The organism is Portibacter lacus (assembly GCF_021533215.1).
GTDB classification, from domain to species: domain Bacteria; phylum Bacteroidota; class Bacteroidia; order Chitinophagales; family Saprospiraceae; genus Portibacter; species Portibacter lacus.
On record NZ_JAJNKA010000011.1, the window covers coordinates 39,974 to 64,740 of the forward strand.

At 38.0% G+C, this 24,767-nt stretch carries 19 protein-coding genes; 14 read left to right on the forward strand and 5 right to left on the reverse strand.

The genetic code is table 11. The features are described from left to right. The first annotated feature begins 46 nt into the window (after positions 1–46). The 9 genes from L2586_RS17365 (at position 47) to L2586_RS17405 (ending at position 11,686) form a co-directional block, all read left to right on the forward strand. Positions 47–1,306 (forward strand): hydroxymethylglutaryl-CoA reductase, encoded by a 1,260-nt coding sequence (locus tag L2586_RS17365; protein WP_235294205.1) that lies wholly within the window; start codon positions 47–49, stop codon positions 1,304–1,306. After that, positions 1,303–2,238 (forward strand): UbiA family prenyltransferase, encoded by a 936-nt coding sequence (locus L2586_RS17370; RefSeq protein ID WP_235294206.1) that lies wholly within the window; start codon positions 1,303–1,305, stop codon positions 2,236–2,238. Before L2586_RS17365 ends, L2586_RS17370 begins: the two co-directional genes overlap by 4 nt. Further along, positions 2,235–4,736, forward strand: coding sequence for a PEP/pyruvate-binding domain-containing protein (locus L2586_RS17375; RefSeq protein ID WP_235294207.1), 2,502 nt, complete (start codon positions 2,235–2,237; stop codon positions 4,734–4,736). Before L2586_RS17370 ends, L2586_RS17375 begins: the two co-directional genes overlap by 4 nt. Then, a complete protein-coding gene (locus L2586_RS17380; RefSeq protein WP_235294208.1) occupies positions 4,729–5,811 on the forward strand; it encodes a DUF3419 family protein in 1,083 nt (360 codons plus the stop codon). Before L2586_RS17375 ends, L2586_RS17380 begins: the two co-directional genes overlap by 8 nt. 419 nt (positions 5,812–6,230) lie before the next feature. Next, a complete protein-coding gene (locus L2586_RS17385) occupies positions 6,231–6,905 on the forward strand; it encodes a diacylglycerol/polyprenol kinase family protein (RefSeq protein WP_235294209.1) in 675 nt (224 codons plus the stop codon). A 337-nt stretch (positions 6,906–7,242) separates the two neighbouring features. Further along, positions 7,243–8,649, forward strand: a complete 1,407-nt coding sequence (locus L2586_RS17390; protein WP_235294210.1) for a T9SS type A sorting domain-containing protein — start codon at positions 7,243–7,245, stop codon at positions 8,647–8,649. A 58-nt stretch (positions 8,650–8,707) separates the two neighbouring features. Beyond that, positions 8,708–9,661, forward strand: a complete 954-nt coding sequence (locus L2586_RS17395; RefSeq protein WP_235294211.1) for a hypothetical protein — start codon at positions 8,708–8,710, stop codon at positions 9,659–9,661. Continuing rightward, positions 9,646–10,221 carry an SRPBCC family protein gene (locus L2586_RS17400; RefSeq protein WP_235294212.1) on the forward strand — a complete coding sequence of 192 codons (576 nt, stop codon included), beginning with the start codon at positions 9,646–9,648 and terminating at the stop codon, positions 10,219–10,221. Before L2586_RS17395 ends, L2586_RS17400 begins: the two co-directional genes overlap by 16 nt. Before the next feature lie 10 nt (positions 10,222–10,231). Beyond that, positions 10,232–11,686 carry an AMP-binding protein gene (locus tag L2586_RS17405; RefSeq protein ID WP_235294213.1) on the forward strand — a complete coding sequence of 485 codons (1,455 nt, stop codon included), beginning with the start codon at positions 10,232–10,234 and terminating at the stop codon, positions 11,684–11,686. Between the two features lie 158 nt (positions 11,687–11,844). On the opposite strand, the gene L2586_RS17410 is transcribed toward L2586_RS17405, so the two are convergent. The 3 genes from L2586_RS17410 to L2586_RS17420 form a co-directional block, all read right to left on the reverse strand. Continuing rightward, positions 11,845–12,267, reverse strand: coding sequence for a type II toxin-antitoxin system VapC family toxin (locus L2586_RS17410; RefSeq protein ID WP_235294214.1), 423 nt, complete (start codon positions 12,265–12,267; stop codon positions 11,845–11,847). Further along, positions 12,268–12,507 (reverse strand): DUF6364 family protein, encoded by a 240-nt coding sequence (locus tag L2586_RS17415; RefSeq protein ID WP_235294215.1) that lies wholly within the window; start codon positions 12,505–12,507, stop codon positions 12,268–12,270. A gap of 251 nt (positions 12,508–12,758) precedes the next feature. Continuing rightward, entirely contained in the window at positions 12,759–13,562 is an 804-nt protein-coding gene (locus tag L2586_RS17420) for a hypothetical protein (protein ID WP_235294216.1), read from the reverse strand. A 383-nt stretch (positions 13,563–13,945) separates the two neighbouring features. Here L2586_RS17420 and L2586_RS17425 point away from each other — a divergent pair, with 383 nt between their 5' ends. The 3 genes from L2586_RS17425 (at position 13,946) to L2586_RS17435 (ending at position 17,603) form a co-directional block, all read left to right on the forward strand. Further along, positions 13,946–14,701, forward strand: coding sequence for an alpha/beta hydrolase (locus L2586_RS17425; RefSeq protein WP_235294217.1), 756 nt, complete (start codon positions 13,946–13,948; stop codon positions 14,699–14,701). A 1-nt stretch (position 14,702) separates the two neighbouring features. Beyond that, positions 14,703–16,016 (forward strand): kynureninase, encoded by a 1,314-nt coding sequence (kynU, locus tag L2586_RS17430; RefSeq protein ID WP_235294218.1) that lies wholly within the window; start codon positions 14,703–14,705, stop codon positions 16,014–16,016. A gap of 99 nt (positions 16,017–16,115) precedes the next feature. Continuing rightward, positions 16,116–17,603, forward strand: coding sequence for a PhoPQ-activated pathogenicity-related family protein (locus tag L2586_RS17435; RefSeq protein ID WP_235294219.1), 1,488 nt, complete (start codon positions 16,116–16,118; stop codon positions 17,601–17,603). Positions 17,604–17,687: 84 nt separating this feature from the next. Here L2586_RS17435 and L2586_RS17440 read toward each other — a convergent pair whose 3' ends face one another. Continuing rightward, entirely contained in the window at positions 17,688–18,713 is a 1,026-nt protein-coding gene (locus L2586_RS17440; RefSeq protein WP_235294220.1) for a formylglycine-generating enzyme family protein, read from the reverse strand. A gap of 42 nt (positions 18,714–18,755) precedes the next feature. On the opposite strand from L2586_RS17440, the gene L2586_RS17445 reads away from it, so the two are divergent. Continuing rightward, positions 18,756–19,436 (forward strand): DUF2461 domain-containing protein, encoded by a 681-nt coding sequence (locus L2586_RS17445; RefSeq protein ID WP_235294221.1) that lies wholly within the window; start codon positions 18,756–18,758, stop codon positions 19,434–19,436. 13 nt (positions 19,437–19,449) lie between these two features. Next, complete coding sequence (locus L2586_RS17450; RefSeq protein ID WP_235294222.1) at positions 19,450–21,273, forward strand: T9SS type B sorting domain-containing protein; 1,824 nt, start codon at positions 19,450–19,452, stop codon at positions 21,271–21,273. Here L2586_RS17450 and L2586_RS17455 read toward each other — a convergent pair whose 3' ends face one another. Beyond that, positions 21,274–24,654: a DUF7133 domain-containing protein gene (locus L2586_RS17455; RefSeq protein WP_235294223.1), complete on the reverse strand. Its 3,381-nt coding sequence runs from the start codon at positions 24,652–24,654 to the stop codon at positions 21,274–21,276. Positions 24,655–24,767: the final 113 nt, after the last annotated feature.

A 24,767-nucleotide genomic window follows, 5' to 3' on the forward strand; every position in this document is an offset into this window, starting at 1 on the left:
ATCTGGATGTAATTTTAGTTTAATAGAACAACGAACAAGCCTAAACATGAGTACAGACTATCGAAATCTTAAGATCCTAATGCAGGAAATTGAGGATGATAAACGAATCCAACGAATCATCCAACAGCAGAATCAAGATCATGAATTAGAGCGGATATGGAATCGTGATCACTATAACAAAGAGGGCCAGGATAAGCGACTAGATTATCTCAAAGAGAAACACAACCTCCCTTTCGAGAATCTATCTAATAATGCTGGAATAGATGATCTGAACGAGCTGAAAGGAAATATCGAAAATTTCATCGGTTTCTCTAAAGTCCCCACAGGAATTGCTGGTCCACTTCTCGTTAACGGCACTGCAGCTTCAGGTCAATTTTTTATCCCTCTTGCTACAACAGAAGGAGCGTTAGTAGCTAGTTATAATCGGGGTTGTAAAGCAGCAAGTATTTCAGGCGGTATCAGATCGATATGTATAACAGAGTCGGTGCAAAGAAGTCCTATTTTTAAGTTTGAGAACATTATTGGTGTAGGTCAATTTCTAGCCTGGGTAGTTCATCAATATGAAAAATTCGAAGAAATTACTTCGAAGTCTAGTAACTATGCGAAACTTAGAAACTTAAAAACCAACATAGAAGGGAATCAAGTCAATTTGATCTTCGAATTTAATACAGGCGATGCAGCTGGTCAAAATATGGTGACCTTTTGTACTTCGGAAATTTGTAGTTACATTATCGAAAATACGCCCATCAAACCTAAGGTCTGGTACGTAGAAAGTAACTTGTCAGGAGATAAGAAATCGAACTATCAGTCATTCCAAAATGTGCGTGGAAAGAAAGTGGTGTCCGAAGTTGAAATACCTCGAGAAGTGGTGGAAAAGACCCTGAGGTCGACACCAGAAATGATGGCTGATTACTGGCAAACTTCGACGGTAAGTTTGATACAACTCGGAAGCATCGGCGCACAAGGACACATTGCGAATGGCCTTACTGCACTCTTCATAGCTACGGGACAAGATGTCGCTTGCATCTCTGAAGTTATCGTTGCGGTGAACAGAATGGAGGTGACGGAGAATGGAAATCTATATGCCAGTTTAACGATGCCGAATCTCATCGTCGGAACAGTTGGTGGTGGAACATCACTACCGACCCAACGAGAGTGCTTAGAAATAATGGAATGTTATGGAGCGGGAAAGGCACGAAAATTTGCTGAAATTTGTTGTGCATTAGCATTGGCAGGTGAACTGTCGATATGCGCGGCAATTGCTTCGGGCCATTTTGTCTCGGCGCACCAAAAACTAGGAAGATGACAAACGAAAACGAACTTCCATTTTGGAGGAGATTTATGATATATCAGAAGGAACGATTTCCAATTTTGGGACATGGGCCACTGATTTTGATGTTTACCTTTTCAGCGATTTCGTACAGTCGAATTTGCAGAGACGTAGAAGGATTTATCGCAACGGATGATCTGATCGTAGGTTTCATCACCACGTTTTGTTTGTTTTTTCTAGTCAGGGTTTTAGATGAATTCAAAGATGCAGAAACAGACAGGAAATATAGAAGTGAGTTGCCCGTTCCTCGAGGTTTAATTTCCTTTAAAGAACTGAAATGGATGGGAGCCGTAGCGTTAGCGATACAGGTCATCGCCATTTTAATCGTCCATCCATCCATGTTTATGATCTACGTGATCGTGATGGCTTACCTGGCATTGATGACCGTGGAGTTTTTCGCGCATGATTGGTTGAACAAACACATGTGGGCGTACGCAGCGTCGCACATGATGATAATCCCATTGGTTGATATTTACGCAAGTGGATTGGATTGGTATTTAGATGGAGCGAAACCACATTTGGGCTTGTTGTTTTTCTTCGGAGTATCTTATTTCAATGGAATTGTTCTGGAAGTGGGAAGGAAATTAAAAGCGCCTGAACTTGAAAAAGAGGGCGTCGTCACTTATTCCGGATTACTGGGATATCAGAAAGGCGCTCGTTTATGGATTCTGATGTTGGTTGTGACCGCTGGAATTGCGGCGGCAGCATGCTATTATGCAGGGCTTTCGGTAATTTCTTACTACGTTTTAGGATTTGTGTTGCTAGCGTGCATATTATTGGCTGTCCAGTACATTCGCAACCCAACAAAGGCCTTATCTAAGCGACTTGAATTGATGTCAGGCGTCTGGACTTTACTGATGTATGGAACACTGGGCGGAATTCCCGGAATCATAACTTTTCTATCATGAATAAATATTTGATTTTCGAAGGTGATGATATTGGTGGAAAGGCTGAACAGCTTGTTTTCCTAAGTGAACAAGGTTTTCAGGTGCCTACTTTAAAAGTAATTCCGGCTGAGGCAAAAGATAAGGTAGATGAGCAGAAAGATTTTATTTTAGGTCAATTGGATAAAGACTGTACCTACTTCAGTGTTCGATCATCCGCAGTCGGTGAGGATGGAGCAGAGTTTAGTTTTGCAGGTCAATTTGATAGTTTTCTTTACGTGAGAAAGTCTGAAATGATCGAAAAGATTCATGCCGTATATGCATCAGCGGAGTCAGATAGAATCAAGTTTTACAGGAAGCAGAATAAGATAGAAGGTGAGATAAAAATGGGTGTAATTATCCAAGAAATGGTCAATGCAGAGGTCTCAGGAGTGATGTTTGGAGTCAATCCAGTTTCTCAGATCGAAGGAGAAATGTTGATTTCCTCAGTGTATGGATTGGGCGAGGGCCTAGTTTCTGGAGAGCTAAACGCAGATAATTATTTCATAAAAGACGGCAACATTGACAGAGAAGAAATTGCCAATAAAACACAGCAGATTGTTCTAGATGATGAAAAAGGTGGAACGATAATCCAAGCAACTGATCCAGATAAAGCGAAGAATTCAAGCTTGTCGAAAAGCCAAATTGATGAGTTGGTGAAAACATTGACAGCGCTTAATGAGCTGTACGAATTTCCTCAGGACGTGGAATGGGCATATGAGAAAGACCAACTTTATATATTGCAATCTCGTCCGATAACCAACCTTAAGGTTAAAGAAGGAACACGAATAATATGGGATAATTCTAATATCATTGAATCTTACCCAGGTGTCACCACTCCACTTACTTTTTCATTTATTAGGGAAATGTACCGAGTGGTATATGAGCAATTTAGTGGATTGCTTGGGATCGAAGAGAAAGTGCTAAAAGACAATGCAGAAGTTTATGAGAACATGCTTGGTCTACTAAGAGGCCGAGTGTACTATAACTTGCGAAGTTGGTATCGTGCCTTGGCTTTGCTTCCTGGATATCAATTGAATGCTGGATTCATGGAAACCATGATGGGCGTGAAGGAGAAATTTGAATTAGAAGATCAATATAAAGGTGGAAAGACGAGGGCGAGATTTAGAATTCTAGGAACGGTATTCAAGATGATTAAAACGTTCCGTAGACTACCGCGGCAACGAGATGAATTCCTAGCATTTCTGGACAAAACCGTAAAGGAATATCAGGCAATTGATTTTGATGAATGCGCGCCTGAGCAACTAATGAATCATTATAAGACTTTCGAAACCATTCTTACAGAAAAATGGGATCCGCCATTGGTGAATGATTTTTTCGCTATGATTTACTTCGGAGTTTTCCAGAAATTGATAGGTAAGTGGATCGGGGAAGATCATCCTCATTTACATAATGATTTATTGGCGTTTAGCAACGATATTATCTCTACCCAGCCGATGATTCAAAGTTTGTTGCTTGCAAAGAAAATACTAGGAAACGAAAAACTAAAAAAGCAGTTTGAAGGCAGTCCACAAGAGGCATGGGAGAAAATCCAAGGCAGTGAAATTCATCAGGAGATATTGGAATACCTAAAGAAATATGGAGAACGATGTCTGGGTGAATTGAAGCTGGAAACCATTTCGTATAATCAAGCTCCAGAGAAGTTTGTAAAGATTCTACAATCCTATATTAAGAATCCAAAAGCACTGGAAGCACTAGAGAATAGTCAAAGTGAAGCATTGAAAATGGAGGCCAATAAGATTGTGCAGGAAAAGCTAGGAGGTAAGTTTTTCAAGAAGCGAATCTTTAACTATTTCATGAAAAAGACAAGAGAATTGGTCAGCAATCGAGAAAATCTGAGATTCGAGCGGACGCGGGGTTTTGGGATCGTTCGACAGATCTTTTCCTCTATGGGTGTTCAGTTTGAATCAAGAGGATTAATTCATCATTATCGTGATATTTTCTATTTGACGAAGGAAGAAATATTTGATTTTATCAAAGGGACGGCTGTTTCATTGAACCTCCAGGAAAACATTGACCTAAGAAAAAAAGAATATGCCGTTTATCGAGAAGACGAATATGTGCCTGAAAGAATAGTGACTTATGGCTCGGCTAATGAGAATTTAGAATTTACAGGGAAACAACTGGAAGCTGGAGATGGCGACCTTACTGGGATTGCATGCTGCCCAGGAATCGTGAAAACCGAAGTCTGTGTAGTGCATTCACCAGAGCAGATCGATGATCTTCAAGGTAGAATTATGGTAACGAGTAGCACAGATCCAGGTTGGGTTTCTTTGTTTCCATCTGCTGCAGGAATATTAGTTGAGCGAGGAAGTTTGTTGAGTCATTCGGCCATCGTCGCTCGTGAATTAGGGATCCCGTGTATTGTTGCGATCGATGGATTGTTACAGCGGTTGAAAACGGGAGATTACGTGGAAATGGATGGATCAACGGGTGTTATTAAAATCGGAAAGAATGAGTGAGAAGCATCTAGACGAAGTGGATCATAGTTATATTCGGTATGCGAATGTGTGGGAGGATCCGAAATTGTTGCTCGAGGGTTTAGACATTTGTCATGAACATAAAGTGTTGTCTATTGCTTCTGCCGGTGATAATGCTCTGGCGTTGCTAGTTACGAATCCGAAAATCGTGGTGGCGATAGATCTTAACAAACCTCAACTTTACCTTACCGAACTGAAGAAGGTTGCAATTCAAAATTTGGATCAGGATGCTTTTGTGAAATTCGCTGGATTTCAAGATGATTCAAGACGATGGCGAACATTTATGAAGTTTCGAGACGATCTATCTGCAGAAGCGAGGACTTACTGGAATGGTAAGAAGGAAGAAATAGAAAAGGGTATCATTTATAATGGGAAGTTTGAAAAATACCTAAAAACTTTTGCGACGAAATTGTTGCCATTAATTCATTCTCGTAAGAAGGTTCAAGAATTATTCGAAGAGAAATCGGCTGCAGATCAGCGGAAGTTTTATGATCAGAAATGGAATACTTGGCGATGGAGATTATTGTTTAGAGTGTTTTTTAGCAAGCTAGTGATGGGTTGGCTTGGAAGAGATCCAGCTTTTTTGGAGCAAGTGGATGTGGATGTAAGTACGACCATATTCGAAAAAGCAGAGAACCACTTAAGTTCAATTTATGCTCAGAAGAACCCAATATTGTATTACTGTTTGAATGGAAATTTCGGAAGTTATTTGCCATTCTATGCTCGCGAAGAAAATTATGAAAATGTGCGGGGAAATCTGGATAAATTAGAAATAGAATATGGATATGCGCAAGATGCAGCGGTGAAGTATGGCCAATTTGATCGTTTCAATCTTTCAAATATTTTCGAGTACATGGATGAAGAGGTTTTCACTTCGACCGCGGAGTCATTGGTGAATATTGCAAATCCAGGTTCTAGGTTTGCGTATTGGAATTTAATGGTAGAACGTCAGATGAGTGAAGTTGTGGAAGGTTTGAGTCGGGAAGATGATCGAGCAAATTGGAAAGATCGAGATGAGGGCTTTTTCTATAAGCAGTTTGTGTTGGAAACAACCTGAACCTTTTGACGCTCCATGATCTGATAGCCTGACCTGCAGTCAACCTATCAAATGATCATGGATTACTAGGAAATTACTTAAGGCTTCAACATTTAGCTTCGAAGTCCTTTTGCCATCGCTTGGCTTTCGAGTCTAAATGCCCTGGGAAATTGATAACATCGCTAAAAAAGCGCTGTCATCAAGAGTGAGCGCGCAGTCATCAGAACAACATTTATTTAAAACCCCAGCGGGATGGCCCCTTTGTAGCAGTAAAATAGGAAATCCAATAAGCTCCGTAGGTGCGACACCTTTTCCAGATTGGTGATATCGCTAAAAAAGCACAGTCAACAAAAATAAGCGCGGTGACTTCGAAAAGCGCTATAGATCTTAATGTTCTGAAAAAATAGTATTTTCGATATGCAAAAGCTAATACTTAAGTAATGAGTCTGTCCTCTATTGATTTTAAAACCATAATAATCTTCTCAGCCATATTCTTCGTATTATTTGTTATCGCTGAGATCGGATACCGAGTTTTAAAACTAAATGTTGGTTATACAAGGAAGTTCGTCCATGTATGCACAGGGATCATTGTGATGTCCTTTCCATTCTATTTCAAGACTCCTCTAGATCTTATCTTAATTTGTACGAGTTTTTTCATTGTGCTTACCGTAAGCAAAAGGGTGGGACTGATGCCATCGATTAATGCCATCAATCGAAAATCTAGGGGAAGTACGCTTTATCCTGTTGTTGTAGTGATTTGCTACTTGATTCAATATTGGTTAGGCAAGTATATTTATTTCTTTGTTCCGATTCTTATCCTTGCTCTCGCCGATCCGATGGCAGAATTTGCAGGCAGAAAATGGAAGTACAAACCCTACAGTATTTTTAATAATTCGAAAACGATATCTGGGTCCATAGGCTTTTTCATTATTGCTCTTATCATATCGGCAATTGGAATGTTTTACTTTGGCAATGTGAATCCCGCGATCATGATTTTATGTGCTATCGTTATTGGGATATTAACCACGATTGGTGAAGCTGTGAGCTTTAAAGGTTATGATAATTTAGTGATTCCGCTTTGTGCCGTATTAGGTCTATATCTTTTCGGTGTATAAAATTCAGAATGCTCTAAATATTGCCTTTAATGATGAGTTGAGGTTGTCGCCATCAGCATCATAAAGCGTTACTTTTTTTTGTGAATCAACTAAAAAGTCAAGCATTAGACTTAGAAGTTCTATATCTTTATGGTGAAGTGATTTAAAAACATATTGTTGATTCCTTTGCATGCCATTGATTATCAATACTTCAGTACTTTCTAGATCATAACTAAGGCTATGAATCTCGATAGTTGTTTCGTTATGATAAACAAGTAGCTACAAAGTATTTTAACATCATTTTTTAAACCACTTCAATCCCCTGGGTTAAATATTCTATCGTAAATAATGAGACAAAATGATTAGACAAACAGTTCTTGTATTAGCCATGCTTTCGGGTTTTTTCTGCAATTCCCAGGAGAGTTATCCATTCTATGTTGGACATAGTTTAGTTAATTTTGATATGCCAGCGATGGTTCAAGGTCTTGCCGAAGATGCAGGAAAAACCACAAGTTATGATAGCCAGATAGGAATTGGAGCGCCATTACAATGGAATTATAATAACCACGAGACATCTCAAGGAACACCCTACGTAGATGCTTTTCCTGCGGGAAATCACAACACATTAATTATTACGGAAGCGGTTCCATTGCAGAATCATTTAAGTTATAGCGATACATATGATTATGCGAATAACTTTTATAGTTATGCTAAAAGTAACAATAATAGCAACCCAGTGAAGTTCTATCTTTACGAAACATGGCATTGCATCAACTCTGGAATTCCATCTGAAGAACCGAATGCTGAAAATGGTTGTGCATGGGACAACTCTGCGAATAGCACCACTTTATGGCATCCAAGATTATTAGCAGACTTTCCACTGTGGTCAGGAATTGTTACAAGTGTTCGCGATGATAACCCAACGGACACGGAGATTTGGATGGTGCCAGCTGGGCAGGCATTTTACAATTTGACGACTGAAATTAATGATGGAAATGTACCTGGCATCGCAGCTGTTACAGAATTATTTGCGGATGATATCCATTTAACGAACGCAGGGAATTATTTTGTCGCTTGTGTTATGTATGCAACTGTTTACGGTGAATCGCCTGTTGGTCTCACGCAAAGTATTAACAACCAATGGGGCTCAGCTTTTACAGATATGCCCACAACTGCACAGGCTTTAGTGATGCAAGAAATAGCGTGGGAAACAGTAACTGATTTAACGCCTTGGACTGGAGTTTCGGTTACCGTTCCAGTAGAATGGGCTCAGAATACTGAGGCTGAAGTGCTGAATAATAAGGTGAAAATTTCCTTCGCTGCAGCTCATCAAATCAATAATGCTCACTTTGAAATAGAGCATAGTTTAGATGGAAGAACATTCAAGCCAATCGGCAAAATTTTAGGAGAGGAAGATTTAATATCAGAAAGGTGGTATGAATTTATCCATCGCAATCCGACACCTGGAAGAAATTTCTATCGCGTAAAACAAGTCGATGATGACGGAAAATATACTTACGGAAATATTACCTCTGTGGTTTACGATGCTCGACAAACGATGATTTATCCTAATCCAGTTAATGGGGAATTAACGGTAGATTCTCCTTCTGAAGATATGATGTTTTTATATAACCAATTGGGTCAAGAATTATTAAGGAAGTCGCTTGTGAAAGGAATTAATAAAGTGGATATGGCGGGTTTAAACAGTGGTGTGTATTTTGCAAGATTTGGAAATGGAACTGTAGAAAGAATGGTGAAGGAGTAAAAGCTTTTTAACAAAAGATGATTTTAAGCGTGGAATAATTTTACTCGACCAGTTATATATGATAAAAGTACTTAAGAAAGCGACATGTCCTAGTTCAGAAACAGAGTTCTTTCATTGCTGTTTCGAAGTGTATAATGAAAAAGAAATCCTAGCTAAAATTTCATTGTATATAAATCCCTACCACACCATAGAGCTTGAGCAAGCTTTAACCATAGGGAATTTCGAATGTGTAAATGATCAGGGAGTTTTCAACATTTTAATGGATGCGGTTGTAAAAGAAGCAAAGGAAGTCAATCTAAGTAATATTATAGGTCCTATTAATGGAAATACGTGGAATGAATACCGCTTAGTATCCACTTCTAATGCTCAACCGTTCTTGCTTGATGTCGATACACCACAATATTACATTGACCTATATAAGGGTTATGGCTTCGAAACGCTGGCTCAATATTATTCAGAACAAGCGGAAAATCTGACAGATAATTGGGAGAAAAACAAGCCGAAATATGAAGCTTTTATTGAACAAGGAGTTTCTTTTCATGAGTTCGATATGGAAAATGCGACGCGGGAATTAGAGGGTTTGGCAGAATTATGCAATGCATCCTTTTCGAACAATTTCTTATTCAGCCCGATTACGAAAGAAGCATTTGTAATGAAAATGATGCCTAGTTTATCCATCATGAATCCTCGATATACTTTAGTAGCGAAGGTGGATAATAGGCCAGTTGGATTTATTTTTTGCTACCAAAACCTGCACGATAAAGTGGATAAAACCATTGTTGTTAAAACATTGGCAAGGGATTTGGATGATCAGTATAAAGGCATGGGAAATGTACTTTCTTCGCTAGTGATGAAGAATGTAATTGAAGATGATTTTACAAAAGGAATCCATGCATTAATGTTAATTTCCAATTCTTCTACGTATATTTCGAGTAGCTTCGCAGGCAATTTCCTCCGAAGTTATGAGTTATTGCAACTTAAACTGAACAATAAATCATGGATACAAAAGTAACATCAACACTCAGAAAAGTCTTCCTGGCTGTGCTTTTGCTATTCCTAATTGTATCTTTTGCGGCCTACAAATTTTCTCCCTACGATCAAAAAATATTATCAGCTGTAGACATCGAAATGCCGTGTGAAATTGCTTTTGACTATTTAGGTGATTCTGAAAATGCTAAAGACTGGTCTGTTTTCGTGGCATTTATCGAGACTATAAATTCTGCAGTGATCCCAGATGGAGAAGTTGGTTCTAAGCGAATTTGCTATACAAAGGAAGATCATACTGGATTTAATTGGGAAGAGGAAGTGCTAGAAGTAAAACCGAATGAATATCGTAAGATTAGTTGCTACAATTTCGAGAACTTAGGAATCAATACCCCGAATCTTGCCACAGAGCAGATATATCGTACAACAGATGAAGGTTGCAAAGTAATGTTTACACTTGATTTTATAAAAACCCCAGGTTTTATAGATCTCGTTAAAATGAAATTTGCCGCCTATCGAATCAAGTCGATTTTCGATAAGAATCTAGCCAATATCAAAGGGGAAGTACTTAAGAAGAGAAGGCCTTAAGATGTCCAACTTGGTTAGTATCTTTTTCCAAGCGGCGGAATCGCACCCGGATCACATTGCTATTTCACATAAAGAAGAAGTAATTACTTACGATGATTTAAGTATTAATGTACAGACGATTGCGAACTATCTTTCTCAAAAAGGAATCAGAAAAGGAACGAAAGTTCTGGTATTTATCCCAATGTCTATTAAGCTTTACGAAACAGTCCTTGCCTTATTTAGCTTGGGTGCAATAGTAGTTTTTGTAGATGAGTGGGCGGATCGAGCAAGAATGAAGAAAGCTTTAGAAGTTGTGCCAGTCGATGTGGTGATTGCTCCACGAAAATTCCTTTGGTTAGCTTACCTTATTTCACCATATCGAAGTATAAATAGAAAATTATCTATCCCAAAAAAACTTAGGCCTATTTCATTTGCTGCGGAAAAAGTTAATATAAATGATACGGCATTAATTACGTTTACGACAGGGAGTACTGGACTACCTAAAGCGGCGAATCGGACGCATCATTTTTTAGCAGAGCAATTTAGGATTTTGAAGTTTGAAATTGGCGCAAGGCCTGAAGATGTAGCTTTGGTTACTTTACCTATTGTTTTATTGTCAATTTTAGGAACTGGTGCAACAGGAGTTATTCCAGTGTTTAATCAGAAGAAGCCAGAGGAAATGGATGTGGAGGGTTTAGTCCGATCACTGACCAAAGATCGGGTGACTATGATTATTGGTTCACCTTATTTTGTAGAGCGCTTAGCCGATGGGAAGAAAGAAAAAACGGATATTCGAAAGGTATTAACGGGCGGCGCACCAGTGTTTCCAGATGTAGCAGTGAAAATCCAGACAGCTTTCCAAGAAGCCGAATGCATGGTTGCTTATGGAAGTACAGAAGCAGAACCTATTTCTACCATAGCCATGAAGGATATTGTGGTCAATGTTAACGGACTTGGAGTAGGAAACCCTCATCCAGAAATTCAACTCAAGATCATTCGGATGACAGATGACGAAATCAAATTAGATGCGGAAGGTTGGGGAAAGTGGGAGGAAGCGTTTGGTGAAATCATTGTGAAAGGTCCCCATGTCCTGGTTAGTTATTACAATAGTGATGAAGCATTTCGACTGAATAAGATAAAGGATGGCGACCGGATATGGCATAGGACTGGAGATAGCGGAAGATTAGTCGATGGAGCACTATATTTAAATGGTCGCTGCAGCCAGTTGATCAAATCCGATGAAGGTTATCAGTCCTTGTTTATTATTGAATACCAACTGAGTAAGGTTGCTGGGGTCGCAATAGGTACGTTTATGAATGGTGTGATTGTTCTAGAACTTAGGGATGAAGCTATAGAATCTGAAGTGAGGGCTGCTGTTTCAGGCTTCCACTTAGGTGAGCAATCGATTAGAATTGTTGACCGTATTCCACGTGATCCACGACACTTTAGTAAGATCGATTACGCAAGAGTCCTTGCAATAATGTGATGATTTACACAAAAGTCCTTGCAGAAATGTGATTTTAAAGATAGAGGTTCTTAGTATCAAAAAAATGATCAATATAGGAACGATGCTCTTCTTCATTTATCGAGGTTACCGTTATAGCCAAAAGAAGAGATGGATTATTGGAGGTTCTTTATGGAATGTTAGTAGTCCGCTGTTGAATCGAAGTATAGCTCTTCTGGACTTAATACCTCAATTATACTATTTTTAAAATCCTTCTTGTTTCGAGTGATTATAAAATCGACACTTTTACATAATTTCGCACATTCGTGTTGAACTGAGTCTTCGTAATCTTTAAATTTTGTTGTCAATCCAGTTAGCAATTCCCTCTTTGAAATATCTTGAACTTCTAGTCTATTGAGTAAAATTTTTAGAAACCTCTTTGCTTTAGTCGATCCAATTTGTTTTTCAATTATATAGTATGTTGTTAATATGGAAATTGAAGAAGTCATTAATCTCCATCTACCTTTCTTTGAATCTTTGAATATTTTAATTGCCCACTTTGAAAAAGGTTCTCGATTGGCAGTAATATCTATTAGTATATTCGTATCTAGAAACAGATCCATTTACAGGTGTTTTTCTGATAAAATTCTCCTAATTTCTTTCTTTTCATCAAAATCTTGAGGTAACTCAATTACTCCAATTAACTTAGAAAGTTCATTGTCTACATCTTCTAATTCCTTATCTGTAATCTTCTCTAAATAAGTTTCTATTATATCTGAAAGGCTTCTATTTGATCTACTCGCAAATTCTTTTGCCTTCTCTATTACCTTCTTGTCGATTGACAATGTTAATTTAGTCTGCATACGTATGATTTTTATAAAAATACGTATTTTTTCTTAACTTGACAAGAAAAATAAAATTCGCAATATTAATTGGAAACAAATATTGGTAAATTCTATAGATCCAGGATTTCAAAAAAAGAACTTTTGTTTGGATTACTTTTCATTTTACCCAACTTCGAAGTTTCATGTTTGGCTTTATGATCAAGAAACCGGTTTCGCAGCAAGCGTCGTTCCGAGGAACGAGGAATGATCGTCTTCGCTGCCTGTTGTGATTAGTTTTTGTATTTGATTTTTCTTTTCATTTTGGATTTTATAGTTTTTGATCCATTAATCTCAATATATCTTTTTCTAATTATCCAATTACCATTTTGATCATATTTGTATTCTAGTGTATGAAATACATTTTTTTTAGGATCCGAAGTTGGCCACTTGACTTTTGTTAAATCTCCAAATTCATTTTTTTCATTTTCTCGCTTAGAAATATTGGCGAAATTGATTTGGTTGAGTATTTGACTGTTGGAATTATCAAAAACTTGGTAGACATATGTTTGGTTAGAATGATCATATTTGGCAGTTTCATATGCTTCATTTATTGACAGTTTGATCAAGTAATTTGAACTATCATAAATGTATTTTGCTTCTCGAATCAATTGGTCTTGACTATTAAGATGCCTTTCTGCTATGCGTCTTCCATTTAAGTATTCAAACTCTTTTTTTTCTACTTGCCAACCACCAAAAACTAATTTTTCTTTCGTGCTTATCTTAACTTTCTGATTATTGCTATTTAGCGTGTATGTAAAATATGTTTGTAAGTCACCATTATTATAATATTCGCCTTTGCATAAGTTTGGATTCAAAAAGTTAAAAATCCATTTAGATTTATATGATTTTCCTGAACTATAAAACTCTTTCGAAGTCACAACTATTTGATCTATTTCACCATTATGAATTTCGTATAGATTATCAAGTTGATAATAATTCATCCAATAGGACGGAATTGATTGGCTTTGTAATTCTGTTTTACAAATGTTAATAAACAGAATGCTTACAATCAGTAATTTTTGAAGTATTTTCATTTCGGTGCTTTCTTCAAATTTAATTAATCACAACTATCTTTTATGCAGACTATTTTGCTAAATTTATAGAAAGAATTTGAAAAACTTAATGATGACCTATACGCTGGTTTTTTGAGCAAATTGCTTATTCAATAAGAAATCATCAACTTCACGAAAACGTTAGAATAGAGCAAAACTGTAAAATTGGCGAAGCCTAATATCGGAATCAAAAATAAAACCATCAAATGACCCTAACGCATTGAGTCCAAGATAATAAATATCAGACTTGGGGAATTGGTAAAAAACTAGATGTATTTGATATCTTAAAGGCTATTTTACATTTACCATAAAAGATGATTAATATGAGAGTTTGCATTTTATTTTTTTTGTTAATAAGTATATCTATGCAAGGGCAGAAAATTGTTGGTTTGTATTCACCAACTGACATAGAATATTCACCAACTGGGGAAACGAAAGATGGAGTAACAAGGCTAACATCAGTTAAACACCCAAGATTGCATATTTACGAACCTGACCAAGGGAAGTGGAATGGTCATCACATTATTGTCTGTCCTGGTGGAGGTTATAAAATTCTTGCAATCGATAAGGAAGGAACTGAGATTGCGGAATGGCTTACTTCATTAGGTTACAAGGCTTACGTCCTAGAATATACTGTCCCTGATAACAAATCAAAAGCTTTCGAAGACCTAGCACATACTATACATAAGATTAGAACGCTTAGTGACTTTGGTAAGGACTCGAAGCTGGGTGTAATAGGGTTCTCAGCAGGAGGTCACCTGGCCACTACTGTATCGACAAAACCAGATATTAGCCTTTACGAGCCAACTGACGGTATCTCCGAAAAGCCTGACTTTGCAGTATTAATATATCCTGCTTATTTAGATAAAGGAGAAAATCAAAGTTTGTCCCCAGAAGTTCCATTGACAGAAATGACCATTCCTATGTTCATATTTGCCACAGCAGATGATCCCTATGCCTATAGTTCTGTCGTTCTGGCAGAGGCGCTTCAAATAAATAAAACATCTGTAGAGTTTCATTTGTTACCTGAAGGAGGGCATGGATATGGACTACGTTCTGGCCGTGCAGCTACCACGTGGCCGATCTTGTGTGCGGAATGGCTTAAAATTCAAAATCCATAAAATGGCAAACCCATTAATTAGAAATTTAGACCTTTTAAATATTTCACAACATCTCTATAAAAGTGACCTTGCATTTGCTCAGAAAATGGATGCAGAAGATCCATTAGCCCATTACAAGGATGATTTTTACTTCCCGAAGAATGAAAATGGAGAGGACTTAATCTATCTGTGTGGGAATTCGCTTGGCTTACAATCAAGACATGCAGAGGAAATTACACTTGAAATTTTAGATCAGTGGAAAAATCTTGGTGTAAAAGGACATTTTAATGGTAAGCGTCCTTGGGTTCCATTTCATCTTTCGCTTAAGGAATCTATGGCCAATGTCGTCGGTGCGAAGCCAGAAGAAGTTACGCTGATGAATACATTAAGCGTGAATCTTCACTTAATGCTGACCAGTTTTTACCGCCCATCGGGAAAGCGAACTAAGATATTAATAGAACAAGATGTCTTTCCATCTGATCGATATGCAGTGGAATCTCACATAGAATGGCATGGGCTGAATATTGACGACAACTTAATTTTTATTCCTCGAGATCAGCATTCGGATACGGTTAAAGAATCGAAAATTAAAGAGATTATAAATGAGCAAGGTGAGGAGATTGCCTTGATTATGATTGGCGGTGTTAATTACTATACAGGTCAATTTTTTAATCTTCTTCAAATCACAAAGTGGGGACACGAGAAAGGATGCATAGTGGGTTTTGACCTCGCACATGCTGCGGGAAATGTGCCTCTAGCTCTTCACAATTCTGGAGTTGATTTTGCAGTATGGTGTACTTATAAGTACCTCAATGCTGGACCAGGGAGTATTGCTGGAGCTTTTGTTCATGAGAAGCATCACACAGACCAAGGCATACCAAAATTAAAAGGTTGGTGGGGACATAATCCTGAAATCAGGTTTGCAATGCGTGATGACTTTGATCCAGCACCGGGAGTAGAATCATGGCAGATTAGTTGCCAACCAATTCTAAGCTTAGCTCCGGTCAAAGCCTCACTAGATATGTTCGAGAAGGCTGGGATGAAGGCACTTAGAAACAAGTCTGTATTACTTACTGGTTACCTAGCGTATTTATTGAATGAATTGAAAAATGACGCCATCGAAATCATAACGCCAAATCTACAATCTGCTCGTGGATGTCAACTTTCTATTTTGTTGAAAAAGGGAGACAAGCGAATTCATGATCAACTAGTCGAAAGAGGAATCGTTGCAGACTGGAGAAATCCGAATGTCATTAGAATTGCACCCACACCGCTGTATAATGGATATGAAGATGTTTGGAGATTCGTAGATCATCTAAGTAATGTTCTAGAATAAGTCTGATTCTCAGGTGTAGCAATTAAATATAGATCTATGGTGTGAAATTGAGGTGGATACAGAAATTCCATTTAACTTAGTCTGAAATACCTCCAATCAATGAAAACTTTTAGAACCCGAGGAAATTTCGCTTTTCTATCTATTGCTTTTTTTTTAACTGTAACACTTTCCTGTAAGAGGAGTGCGCAATCAACATTAAAGGCGACAGCTTCAGATCCTGTGACTCAACAAGATCATAGTCGTAGCGAAAATCCACTTTCTAACTATGTGTTCACCCCCGATGAGGCTTTCGATTATAAGATCGTACGGCAAGAAAAAGAGGAAGATTACACCCATTACGTGGTGCGAATGGTCTCTCAAGAATGGTTAACTACAAAAGAAGTTGTAGATCCTGTATGGTGGCATTGGTTAGATATAGTAGTACCAGATGCTGAGACTCCTGAAATTGGATTTTTATTCGTCGGAAGTGGAAACCGAGAAAGAGAAATGCCAAGCAAGCCGGATGGCAAAATTCTAGAAATTGCCAAACAAACGAATAGTGTAGTTGCACAAATTCATAATATTCCGAATCAACCAATGGTTTTCAAAAATGATGATTATGGACCAAGAAGTGAAGATGAGTTGATAGCTTACGGCTGGCGCCAGTTTTTAGAAGCAGGTGGAGAGGCAGAAAATGCAGAATGGCTGGCGCGATTTCCGATGACAAAGGCTGTATCTCGTGCAATGGATGTCATAACTGATTTGACACATAATGACGAAAATGTTAATACAGTGGATAAGTTTGTTGTTGCTGGAGCGTCTAAGAGAGGTTGGACAACATGGACAGCTGGAGCAATCGATGAGCGGGTTGTGGCCATCGTTCCTATTGTAATCGATATACTTAATATGATACCATCATTCAAGCATCATTGGCGAGCTTATGGTCGGTGGGCGGATGCAGTTCATAATTATAAGGTAGAAGGAATTATGGAGTGGCAAGATTCTAAAGAATATGAAAGTCTTGTTATGATGACGGAGCCTTATAGTTTTCTAGATGATCTCACCATACCTAAACTTATTCTAAATGCAGCAGGAGATCAATTTTTCTTACCAGACTCATGGCAGTTTTACTGGAATGACCTGAAAGGGGAAAAACATATTCGCTACATTCCGAATACTGATCACGGGATGAGAGATACCGATGTGTTAGAAAGTGTAATTTCATTTTATCAAATGATTATTGAAGATCATGAGCGCCCTAATTTTGTTTGGAGTGTTCAGGATGGTGTTACGATAATACAAACGGACAAAAAAGAGGCTCCTGTATCTATTAAACTGTGGGAAGCTCATAATTCGGAGGCAAGAAATTTTCAATTGAAAGAGATCGGTGAGGCGTTTGAAAGTAAGGATATTCCATTATCTAGTGACGGAAAATATGCAATTAAAATAGAGAAGCCATCTAAAGGTTATGCTGCCTATTTTGTAGAACTTACTTATGAAGGAATTGGAAAGATACCTTTAAAATTAACTACTGGAACAGTTGTAATTCCAGACGTCTATCCTTTTGATTCATTTGTAAGTAAGGCTCCGAAAGGTGACCAGAAATAAAGATTTTTGTTATTGTCAGTTGGCTTCGATATTCCTATATCCACTCAACTCCATGCTTGTTAAAGCCCTAAAAACAAAAAACACTTACAGATCTTTCGCACACCTAAACCCAGCATGGTTTAATCCGGTATCAGGACTAGATTGCATACGTCGTGCATTTCTATACCCAGAACAATATTCATCGTTGCATAAAAATGAACCACCACGCATTACTTTAGAAGCTTGATATGGATTCATTGGATTGTAACTTACACTCGGTCCATCCGTACCTTTTTTAGCAGCATCTTCTTTTTGGTAGTAATTAGAATCATACCAATCCTGGCACCATTCCCATACGTTTCCGGCCATATCATAAAGGCCGTAACCATTAGGAGGGAACGACTTAACGGGAGCTGTAGTTATAAAGCCATCTTTCTTAGAGTTTTCATAAGGAAATAGACCTTGCCAGAAATTAGCGTATTGATGACCTACTTTATCGACAGCTTCATTTCCCCAAGGGTATATCTGACCATCTTGTCCACCTCGAGCTGCCCATTCCCATTCTGCTTCTGTAGGAAGGCGCTTTCCAGCCCAATTCGCGTAAGCTTCTGCATCTTCCCATGATATCTGAACAACAGGATGGTCCATTTTGTCTTTGATATCTGAATCTGGTCCGAGTGGATGTTGCCACGAGGCGCCTATCGTCCATGACCACCATTTCGAAGGGTCATCCAGCGCAACGGGTTGTGATGTTTGGTGAAAAACTAACGCACCTGGTTGTAGTAAACTATCAGGTGGTTTCGGTGTCCCAGGTGGAATATCTTTTTTAAGAACTTCCCAGTCTATTTCTCGTTCTGCCACAGTGATATAACCTGTTGCGTCAACAAATTTTTTAAATTCTGCATTGGTTACTTCGGTTTCATCCATATAGAATCCATTCACCTTAGTTGCATGCTTAGGATACTCATCTTCGGAAGCTTGCTCATTATCGCCACCCATATTTAATGTTCCCGCAGGTATAAAAACCATTCCAGAAATTGCTTCTTTGGGCTCAGAATCCGAACAACTGACTAGAAAGGCAAGACAAATAAAAACAAAAACAATTTTTAAGTTGCTAATTTTAATAATCATATAATATATTGAGTAACATTAATTCTAAAAGTATACATTTTAATGATAACTGAAAAGACTTTTAAATTTTTAAAAGAATTAAAGCAAAATAACAATCGGGATTGGTTTCAGAACAATAAATCATTGTATGAGACGAGCCAGCTTGAAATGATTGATCTTGCAAAAAATGTCAATGAATTAATGTCTACGCATGATCATATTGTTGAATTATCGCCTAAAAGGAGTATTTTTAGAATATATAGGGATGTGAGATTCTCTAAAGACAAGACGCCATATAAAACAAATTGGGGCGGCAGGGTGAAAAGAGATACACCATTCCTAAGGGGCGGATATTATTATCAAGTGGAACCAGGAAACTCTTTTGCAGCAGTTGGGTTTTGGGGGCCAAGTAGTCCTGATTTGAAATTGATCCGGAAGCAAATAGCTCAAGATCCTGAAGGCATCATTCAAGTGAGTAAAGATCCAGGAATCATTGCTACGTTTGGTGAAATAAATGGAGAGCGGCTTAAAAAAGCGCCACAGGGATTCAGTCCAGATCATGAGGCTATTCATTGGCTGAGGTATAAGCAGTTTATATTAAGCAAGTCGTTCACTGACAAAGAGGTTCTGGGGAGTGATTTTGCGGAGAAATTAGATAAGACATTTAGGACTGCGCGACCCTTTTTAAATTACATGAGTGAAATATTGACCACTAATCTCGATGGCGAGCCTTTATATGAATAAAATATACTTTTTCTTGTTTTTGGTAATTGGATTCAGTCTTAATGGTCAAAATATTTGTTCTGGAAATCTTGGAGAGAATATATTCACAATTGGTGATTTCGGCTCAGGTTCAGCAGCAATTATTCAGATGGATCCAGAAATTGCGCCAGGTTATATCTATTCCACTAATCCTCCGCCGAATGATGGTTATTACACGATTACGAATAATATGAATGCCCCACAATGGAGTGGTTTATGGGCAAGTTGGCTCAGAATTCAAGACAATAGTGATGATCCTGAAGGTTATATGATGGTGGTGAATGCAAGTTATGAACCTGGAATATTCTATGAAGAAACAGTAGAAGGATTATGTGAGAATACATTATATGAGTTTTCATCGGATGTCATTAATTTAATCAATATTGGAGTTACAGGACATCATGAACCCAATCTTTCTTTTTTACTGGACGATGTTGTTCAGTATAGTTCTGGAATTGTACCTCAAGATGCACAATGGCATAAGTATGGTTTTACATTTACTACTGGTCCAGATCAGACGACGGTAAAATTGACCTTAAGTAATAATGCTCCAGGTGGAATAGGAAATGATCTTGCCCTTGATAATATCTCTTTTCGAGCGTGTGGTCCAAGTGCATTTGCTAATGCTCCGGAAGATTTAGTAGTTTGTTCTAATGAATTAGATCCACTAGAAATCATAGCGGAAACAATTAATGATGCGGCTATACAGTGGCAGTTGTTTGATTCGATAACTGGTTTCTGGACAGATATAATAGGCGAAAATGACGTAATTACTTATCATTCGGATTTTAATCCTGGGGCATATAACTACCGTTATCTCACCGCTGGAAATGCAGCAAACCTTCAAAATGAAAAATGCAGGGTAATTTCTGATGTTGCAACAGTTACTGTTCTACCTATAGAATTCACAGTGTATGATACCATTTGTGAGAACTTGCCTTACTTGTTTAATGATGAACCGATCCTTGAAGAAGGTTTCTATGAAGCGACTTTTGTGGCCTCTTCAGGATGTGATAGTTTCGTCGATCTGTTTTTAACACATGTTCCGGAACCTGAATTATTGTTTGATCACTTGCTTCTGGATCCACTTTGCTTCGGTGATAACACTGGGGCAATTGAAATTTCAAATATTAGCGGGGGAAACGGGCCTTATGAGATTTTATTAAACGAAGTAGATGTTGAAAATAGGATAGAAGGACTTGGTTCAGGAATCTATAATATAGTTGTACAGGATAAATTTTTGTGTCAATCTGCAAGAGAAGTAAGTCTAGAAGATCCAGAGGAGTTTAGGCTTTCCCTTGGAAATGATACCACAGTTAATTTTGGTACTATTTTCAACTTTGATATTGCTTCTAATTATGATATTGCTTCAGGGGGCTGGCAGGGAAATGAATTAGAATGCATGACTTGCGTTCAGAACAGTGCTCAGCCTTTCGAGAGTGGTAGATATATTTTCGAAGGAGTTAACGAGCTTGGGTGTCAAGCTGTAGATTCCATTTTATTGCAGGTGAATGAGTTAGGAGACTTGTTTTATAAACCGAATATCTTTTCTCCTAATGATGATGGGTTCAATGATGTATTCCAGATATTATCTAGCTCTCAAGCAATAAGAGAGGTTAATTTTTTCAAAGTATATGACCGACTTGGAAATATAGTGTACAGCACACAAAATAGAATGTTTCAATCTGAGGAATATGGCTGGGATGGAAGAATAAATGGAAGTCCCGCTTCCGTCGGGACTTACACTTATCTTTATTTATTGACACTTATTAATGATGCGGAATTAACAGTTTCCGGCGATGTTACCTTAATAAGATAGTTACAATTCTTCTCCTTTTAACGAAGATAAAAAGGCAACTAAATCTCTTAATTCTTTCTTGTCTAGGATCTTATCCATTGCAGGCATACTCGATGGAAGGAAGCTTTGCGTTTTCACATTGCTTTTCTGAACAACTTTACTTTCATCTTTAGATACTTTCAGTGTGTAAGTCGCTTCATCTTCTGCTTCTAACACTCCAGCAACAGTTGAATCATCATTTAATGTAACACTTAATACTCCGAATCCTGGAGCTAGTCGCGCACTTGGATTCAATAATGCTTCTAGTATTTGTTCAGAAGTGATCTTATTAGCAATTCCAGCAAGTCCAGGTCCTGCATCGCCTCCCCACTCATAAATAGAGTGACATCTGACACACTGTGCAGCTTCGTTGTTAAAGAAGATTCTTTTTCCTCTATTTACGCTGCCTCCATAAAGTGTTTCTTCATATCCTTTAAGTGGGCCATCTGGTTTTGCTTCATGGTAAACGGAAGCAATACTATCACCTGCTGCTTCTAATAAATCTAGCGCAAGTTCTGGCTTTAAATCACCAGCTTTAAGAAGTTCTAATTTTGAACTCAAAAGTTCTTTTGATGCTTTTCCAGTGTAACCTGCTAATGCTGCGTAAGTTGATTTTTGTTCCAGATCACTACCATTCTCTAAAATATCTGCAAAAAGTGTCACGGCTGATTCTTCGTCAATGGATGATTTCGGAATTAGTGATAATGCTTGAGCTCGAAGTGTTTTATTATCTGAACTTAATGCATCTTGTAAAATCATATCAAGATCCTCAAAATTCATTGCAGATAAAGCTTCTAAGCTTTCTATTTTAACCTTTTCAGACTTGCTGTTGGTATATAAGTTTTCAATGTCATCAATTCTATCAGACATTTTTAATCTGCTAATAGCGCTGATCACTTCAATCTGGATATTTTCAGAAGATTCCGTAAGTAAGTTATCTATAAGACCATTCATCTGACTTTTCACATAGCTACCATCTCTTGCGGTCAGTTTTCTATTTCGACCATCCACTCTATCTAGAGGAGAAGGATTTTCCCAGGTAGAAAGACAAGCCATCGCTTCTGCTCTCATAGCATCTGGCTTTCTTTTATCCTGCGCGTATTTAATTAATTGGTCAATGTTTTCTTTTTCAGCCAATCTGAAATTAGCATTGATAGCTCTTCTGATAAGTGCTTCATTCTTGAAATTGGTGGTATTCAATAATGCCGCTAGGTCAGGCATTGCGCCCATAATAGACCTGTCATCATTAATTGCTCTTGCTGCTTCAGTAACAATAAGCTCATTTTTGTCCGTTAGGTAAACCTTAATCTGATCGCTTGACATTCTTCGCAGTGCAACGACGGCTCCGATTCGAACAGCATATGATGGATCGTTATTAAAGGAAGCAAGGTAAGTATCATCACCTATAAGAGACAATGCATAAGAAGCAGCGTGTCTTATGTATAAATCTTTACCATTATTGCTTCTTATTAAGTCAATTAATTCCTCTTTCGCTCCTTCGAATTTCATTCTTCCCAATGCTTCTGCAGCAATCATCTGAACTCGTAGAGATTTATCTTTTAGCGCTGGAATGATCTGGTCACCAGCTTCTGCATATCTTACATCCCCAAGCATCTTAATTGCTTGAGCTTTTATCTCTGGATCTATATGATTGATAAACTTTGTTAGGTATGCAGCTTGGGATTTATCTTTTCTAGCGATTTGTGAAAGACCCCAAATCGAATGTATAATGCTCATTTGGTTTTTACTAGAGGATAGAACAGTGTGAAATGCAGCAATTCCTGGTTTTCCTTTCTTTGCTATTTCAAATTGTGCTTTTAACCTAACACGCATATCGTCGTGTTCAAGTAGAGGAATTAAGTTTTTAGTGGATAGCTTTCCATAATCCATGGTTAATTCACGTTGAGTTGCCTTTCTCAGTGGATTTTGCTCTGCAGCAGGAACATCTAATTTCCAGATTCTACCTTTATCTTTAGTTCCCCATCCATCGATCCAGTCTCCGAAATATAATGCACCATCAGGTCCGAAATCTAGACCAGTAGGAAGTAAGCCTGAAACAACTTCTTGCGTTTCGCCTAGTTTGAATCCAGCACCATTAGGTTCCATTGTAAATGCATGAATAGGCGAATTAGCAGGATTTCCTCTGAATTCTGCAATAAAGAAATGGTCATTCCATTTTTCACCAAGAGCGGTTCCTGGATTGTAAACCATTCCAGTCGGTCCGTTCACATAGTTCTGAATAGGAGGAATAATATAGGCTGCTTGTCCTTCCCAGTATGGGATACTCATTTTTTCGTCGATCCATACCTTGTAACTATTATTATTAGGATCTGTATATTTTCCAAACTGCCAGTTCGTTCTCCATCCAGCATCCGATCCATTAATTACATACATTAATCGTTCTCTTTCTCCTCTATGGTCACCATCATTATCTTCTGTAATTAAGTTGCCATATTTATCGAAAACAAATTCATGTGTATTTCTTACACCAGCTGCATAGACTTCGAAATTGCTTCCATCAGGGTCAGAACGTACGATTACTCCTTGATTAGGATACTCCCATTTATTACCATCTTTATCTGTAGCGTTCATTCCGATATCACCGATTCCCCACCAGATTCTGCCTTGTGGTCCGATGGTTACACCTGACATTCCATGTCCACTAAATCCAATGTGAACAGCGAATCCATTGATCAGTGATTGAGTCTTGTCACCTATACCATTATTATCCGTATCTGAAATTCTCCATAAGTCTGGTGCAACTGCGAGGTAGATTTCTCCATCATGTGCAAGAATTCCATTCGCAACATCTGTGTTTTCTTGGTTGAAATCTTTTAAATATAGTCTAGAGGTTTCTGCAACGCCATCATTATCTTCATCCGCAACATACCAGATTTCTTCCTTTTGTACTGCTAGATCTTTCCAATCAAGCACGCCATCTTCATTTAGATCCTTTAAGAACTTTTCAGATTCTTCTGAATTTTCGGTAAAAGTCTCTTTCAAGAAAGCTCTTCGGTCTTCTGCTGTTTCGAATGAAATAGAAGCAGTCATCCAATTTCGGTGACCACGTATGTCAAATTCTGAATTTTCTTGCCTTGTTGCACTTGTATAAAAAATCCGTCCTTGTGGATCTATGCTGATAGCGATAGGATCGTGCACAAGAGAATCTGAACCCCACAAAGATAATTCCATTCCATCAGCAACTTGAACTGCCACTTCTTCTCTAATCTTTTTAGCATCTGAGAGCGCATTTTCTGCCTTTACAGATCTTACAGTTTTAAAAGTTTCTTTTGTAGGCGTTGTTGTAGGTGTGCAGCTGAACATTAATAGCGCTAGAGCACCGACAACCAAGTGGATTTTCATATTTAGTATTTTAAGTAAATATACAATTTATAGACTTTAATTAAATTTTGAACCCTTATAAATAGGGGCTGTAAGATTTTTTTTGAAAAAATAGAGAATTAAAAGTAGGGTAG

Bases quoted from the DNA above. Each gene is read 5' to 3' on its own strand.
- L2586_RS17365 (WP_235294205.1), top strand. From the start codon at position 47: ATGAGTACAGACTATCGAAATCTTAAGATCCTAATGCAGGAAATTGAG.
- L2586_RS17370 (WP_235294206.1), top strand. From the start codon at position 1,303: ATGACAAACGAAAACGAACTTCCATTTTGGAGGAGATTTATGATATAT.
- L2586_RS17375 (WP_235294207.1), top strand. From the start codon at position 2,235: ATGAATAAATATTTGATTTTCGAAGGTGATGATATTGGTGGAAAGGCT.
- L2586_RS17380 (WP_235294208.1), top strand. From the start codon at position 4,729: ATGAGTGAGAAGCATCTAGACGAAGTGGATCATAGTTATATTCGGTAT.
- L2586_RS17385 (WP_235294209.1), top strand. From the start codon at position 6,231: ATGAGTCTGTCCTCTATTGATTTTAAAACCATAATAATCTTCTCAGCC.
- L2586_RS17390 (WP_235294210.1), top strand. From the start codon at position 7,243: ATGATTAGACAAACAGTTCTTGTATTAGCCATGCTTTCGGGTTTTTTC.
- L2586_RS17395 (WP_235294211.1), top strand. From the start codon at position 8,708: ATGATAAAAGTACTTAAGAAAGCGACATGTCCTAGTTCAGAAACAGAG.
- L2586_RS17400 (WP_235294212.1), top strand. From the start codon at position 9,646: ATGGATACAAAAGTAACATCAACACTCAGAAAAGTCTTCCTGGCTGTG.
- L2586_RS17410 (WP_235294214.1), bottom strand. From the start codon at position 12,267: ATGGATCTGTTTCTAGATACGAATATACTAATAGATATTACTGCCAAT.
- L2586_RS17415 (WP_235294215.1), bottom strand. From the start codon at position 12,507: ATGCAGACTAAATTAACATTGTCAATCGACAAGAAGGTAATAGAGAAG.
- L2586_RS17420 (WP_235294216.1), bottom strand. From the start codon at position 13,562: ATGAAAATACTTCAAAAATTACTGATTGTAAGCATTCTGTTTATTAAC.
- L2586_RS17425 (WP_235294217.1), top strand. From the start codon at position 13,946: ATGCAAGGGCAGAAAATTGTTGGTTTGTATTCACCAACTGACATAGAA.
- kynU (WP_235294218.1), top strand. From the start codon at position 14,703: ATGGCAAACCCATTAATTAGAAATTTAGACCTTTTAAATATTTCACAA.
- L2586_RS17435 (WP_235294219.1), top strand. From the start codon at position 16,116: ATGAAAACTTTTAGAACCCGAGGAAATTTCGCTTTTCTATCTATTGCT.
- L2586_RS17440 (WP_235294220.1), bottom strand. From the start codon at position 18,713: ATGATTATTAAAATTAGCAACTTAAAAATTGTTTTTGTTTTTATTTGT.
- L2586_RS17445 (WP_235294221.1), top strand. From the start codon at position 18,756: ATGATAACTGAAAAGACTTTTAAATTTTTAAAAGAATTAAAGCAAAAT.
- L2586_RS17455 (WP_235294223.1), bottom strand. From the start codon at position 24,654: ATGAAAATCCACTTGGTTGTCGGTGCTCTAGCGCTATTAATGTTCAGC.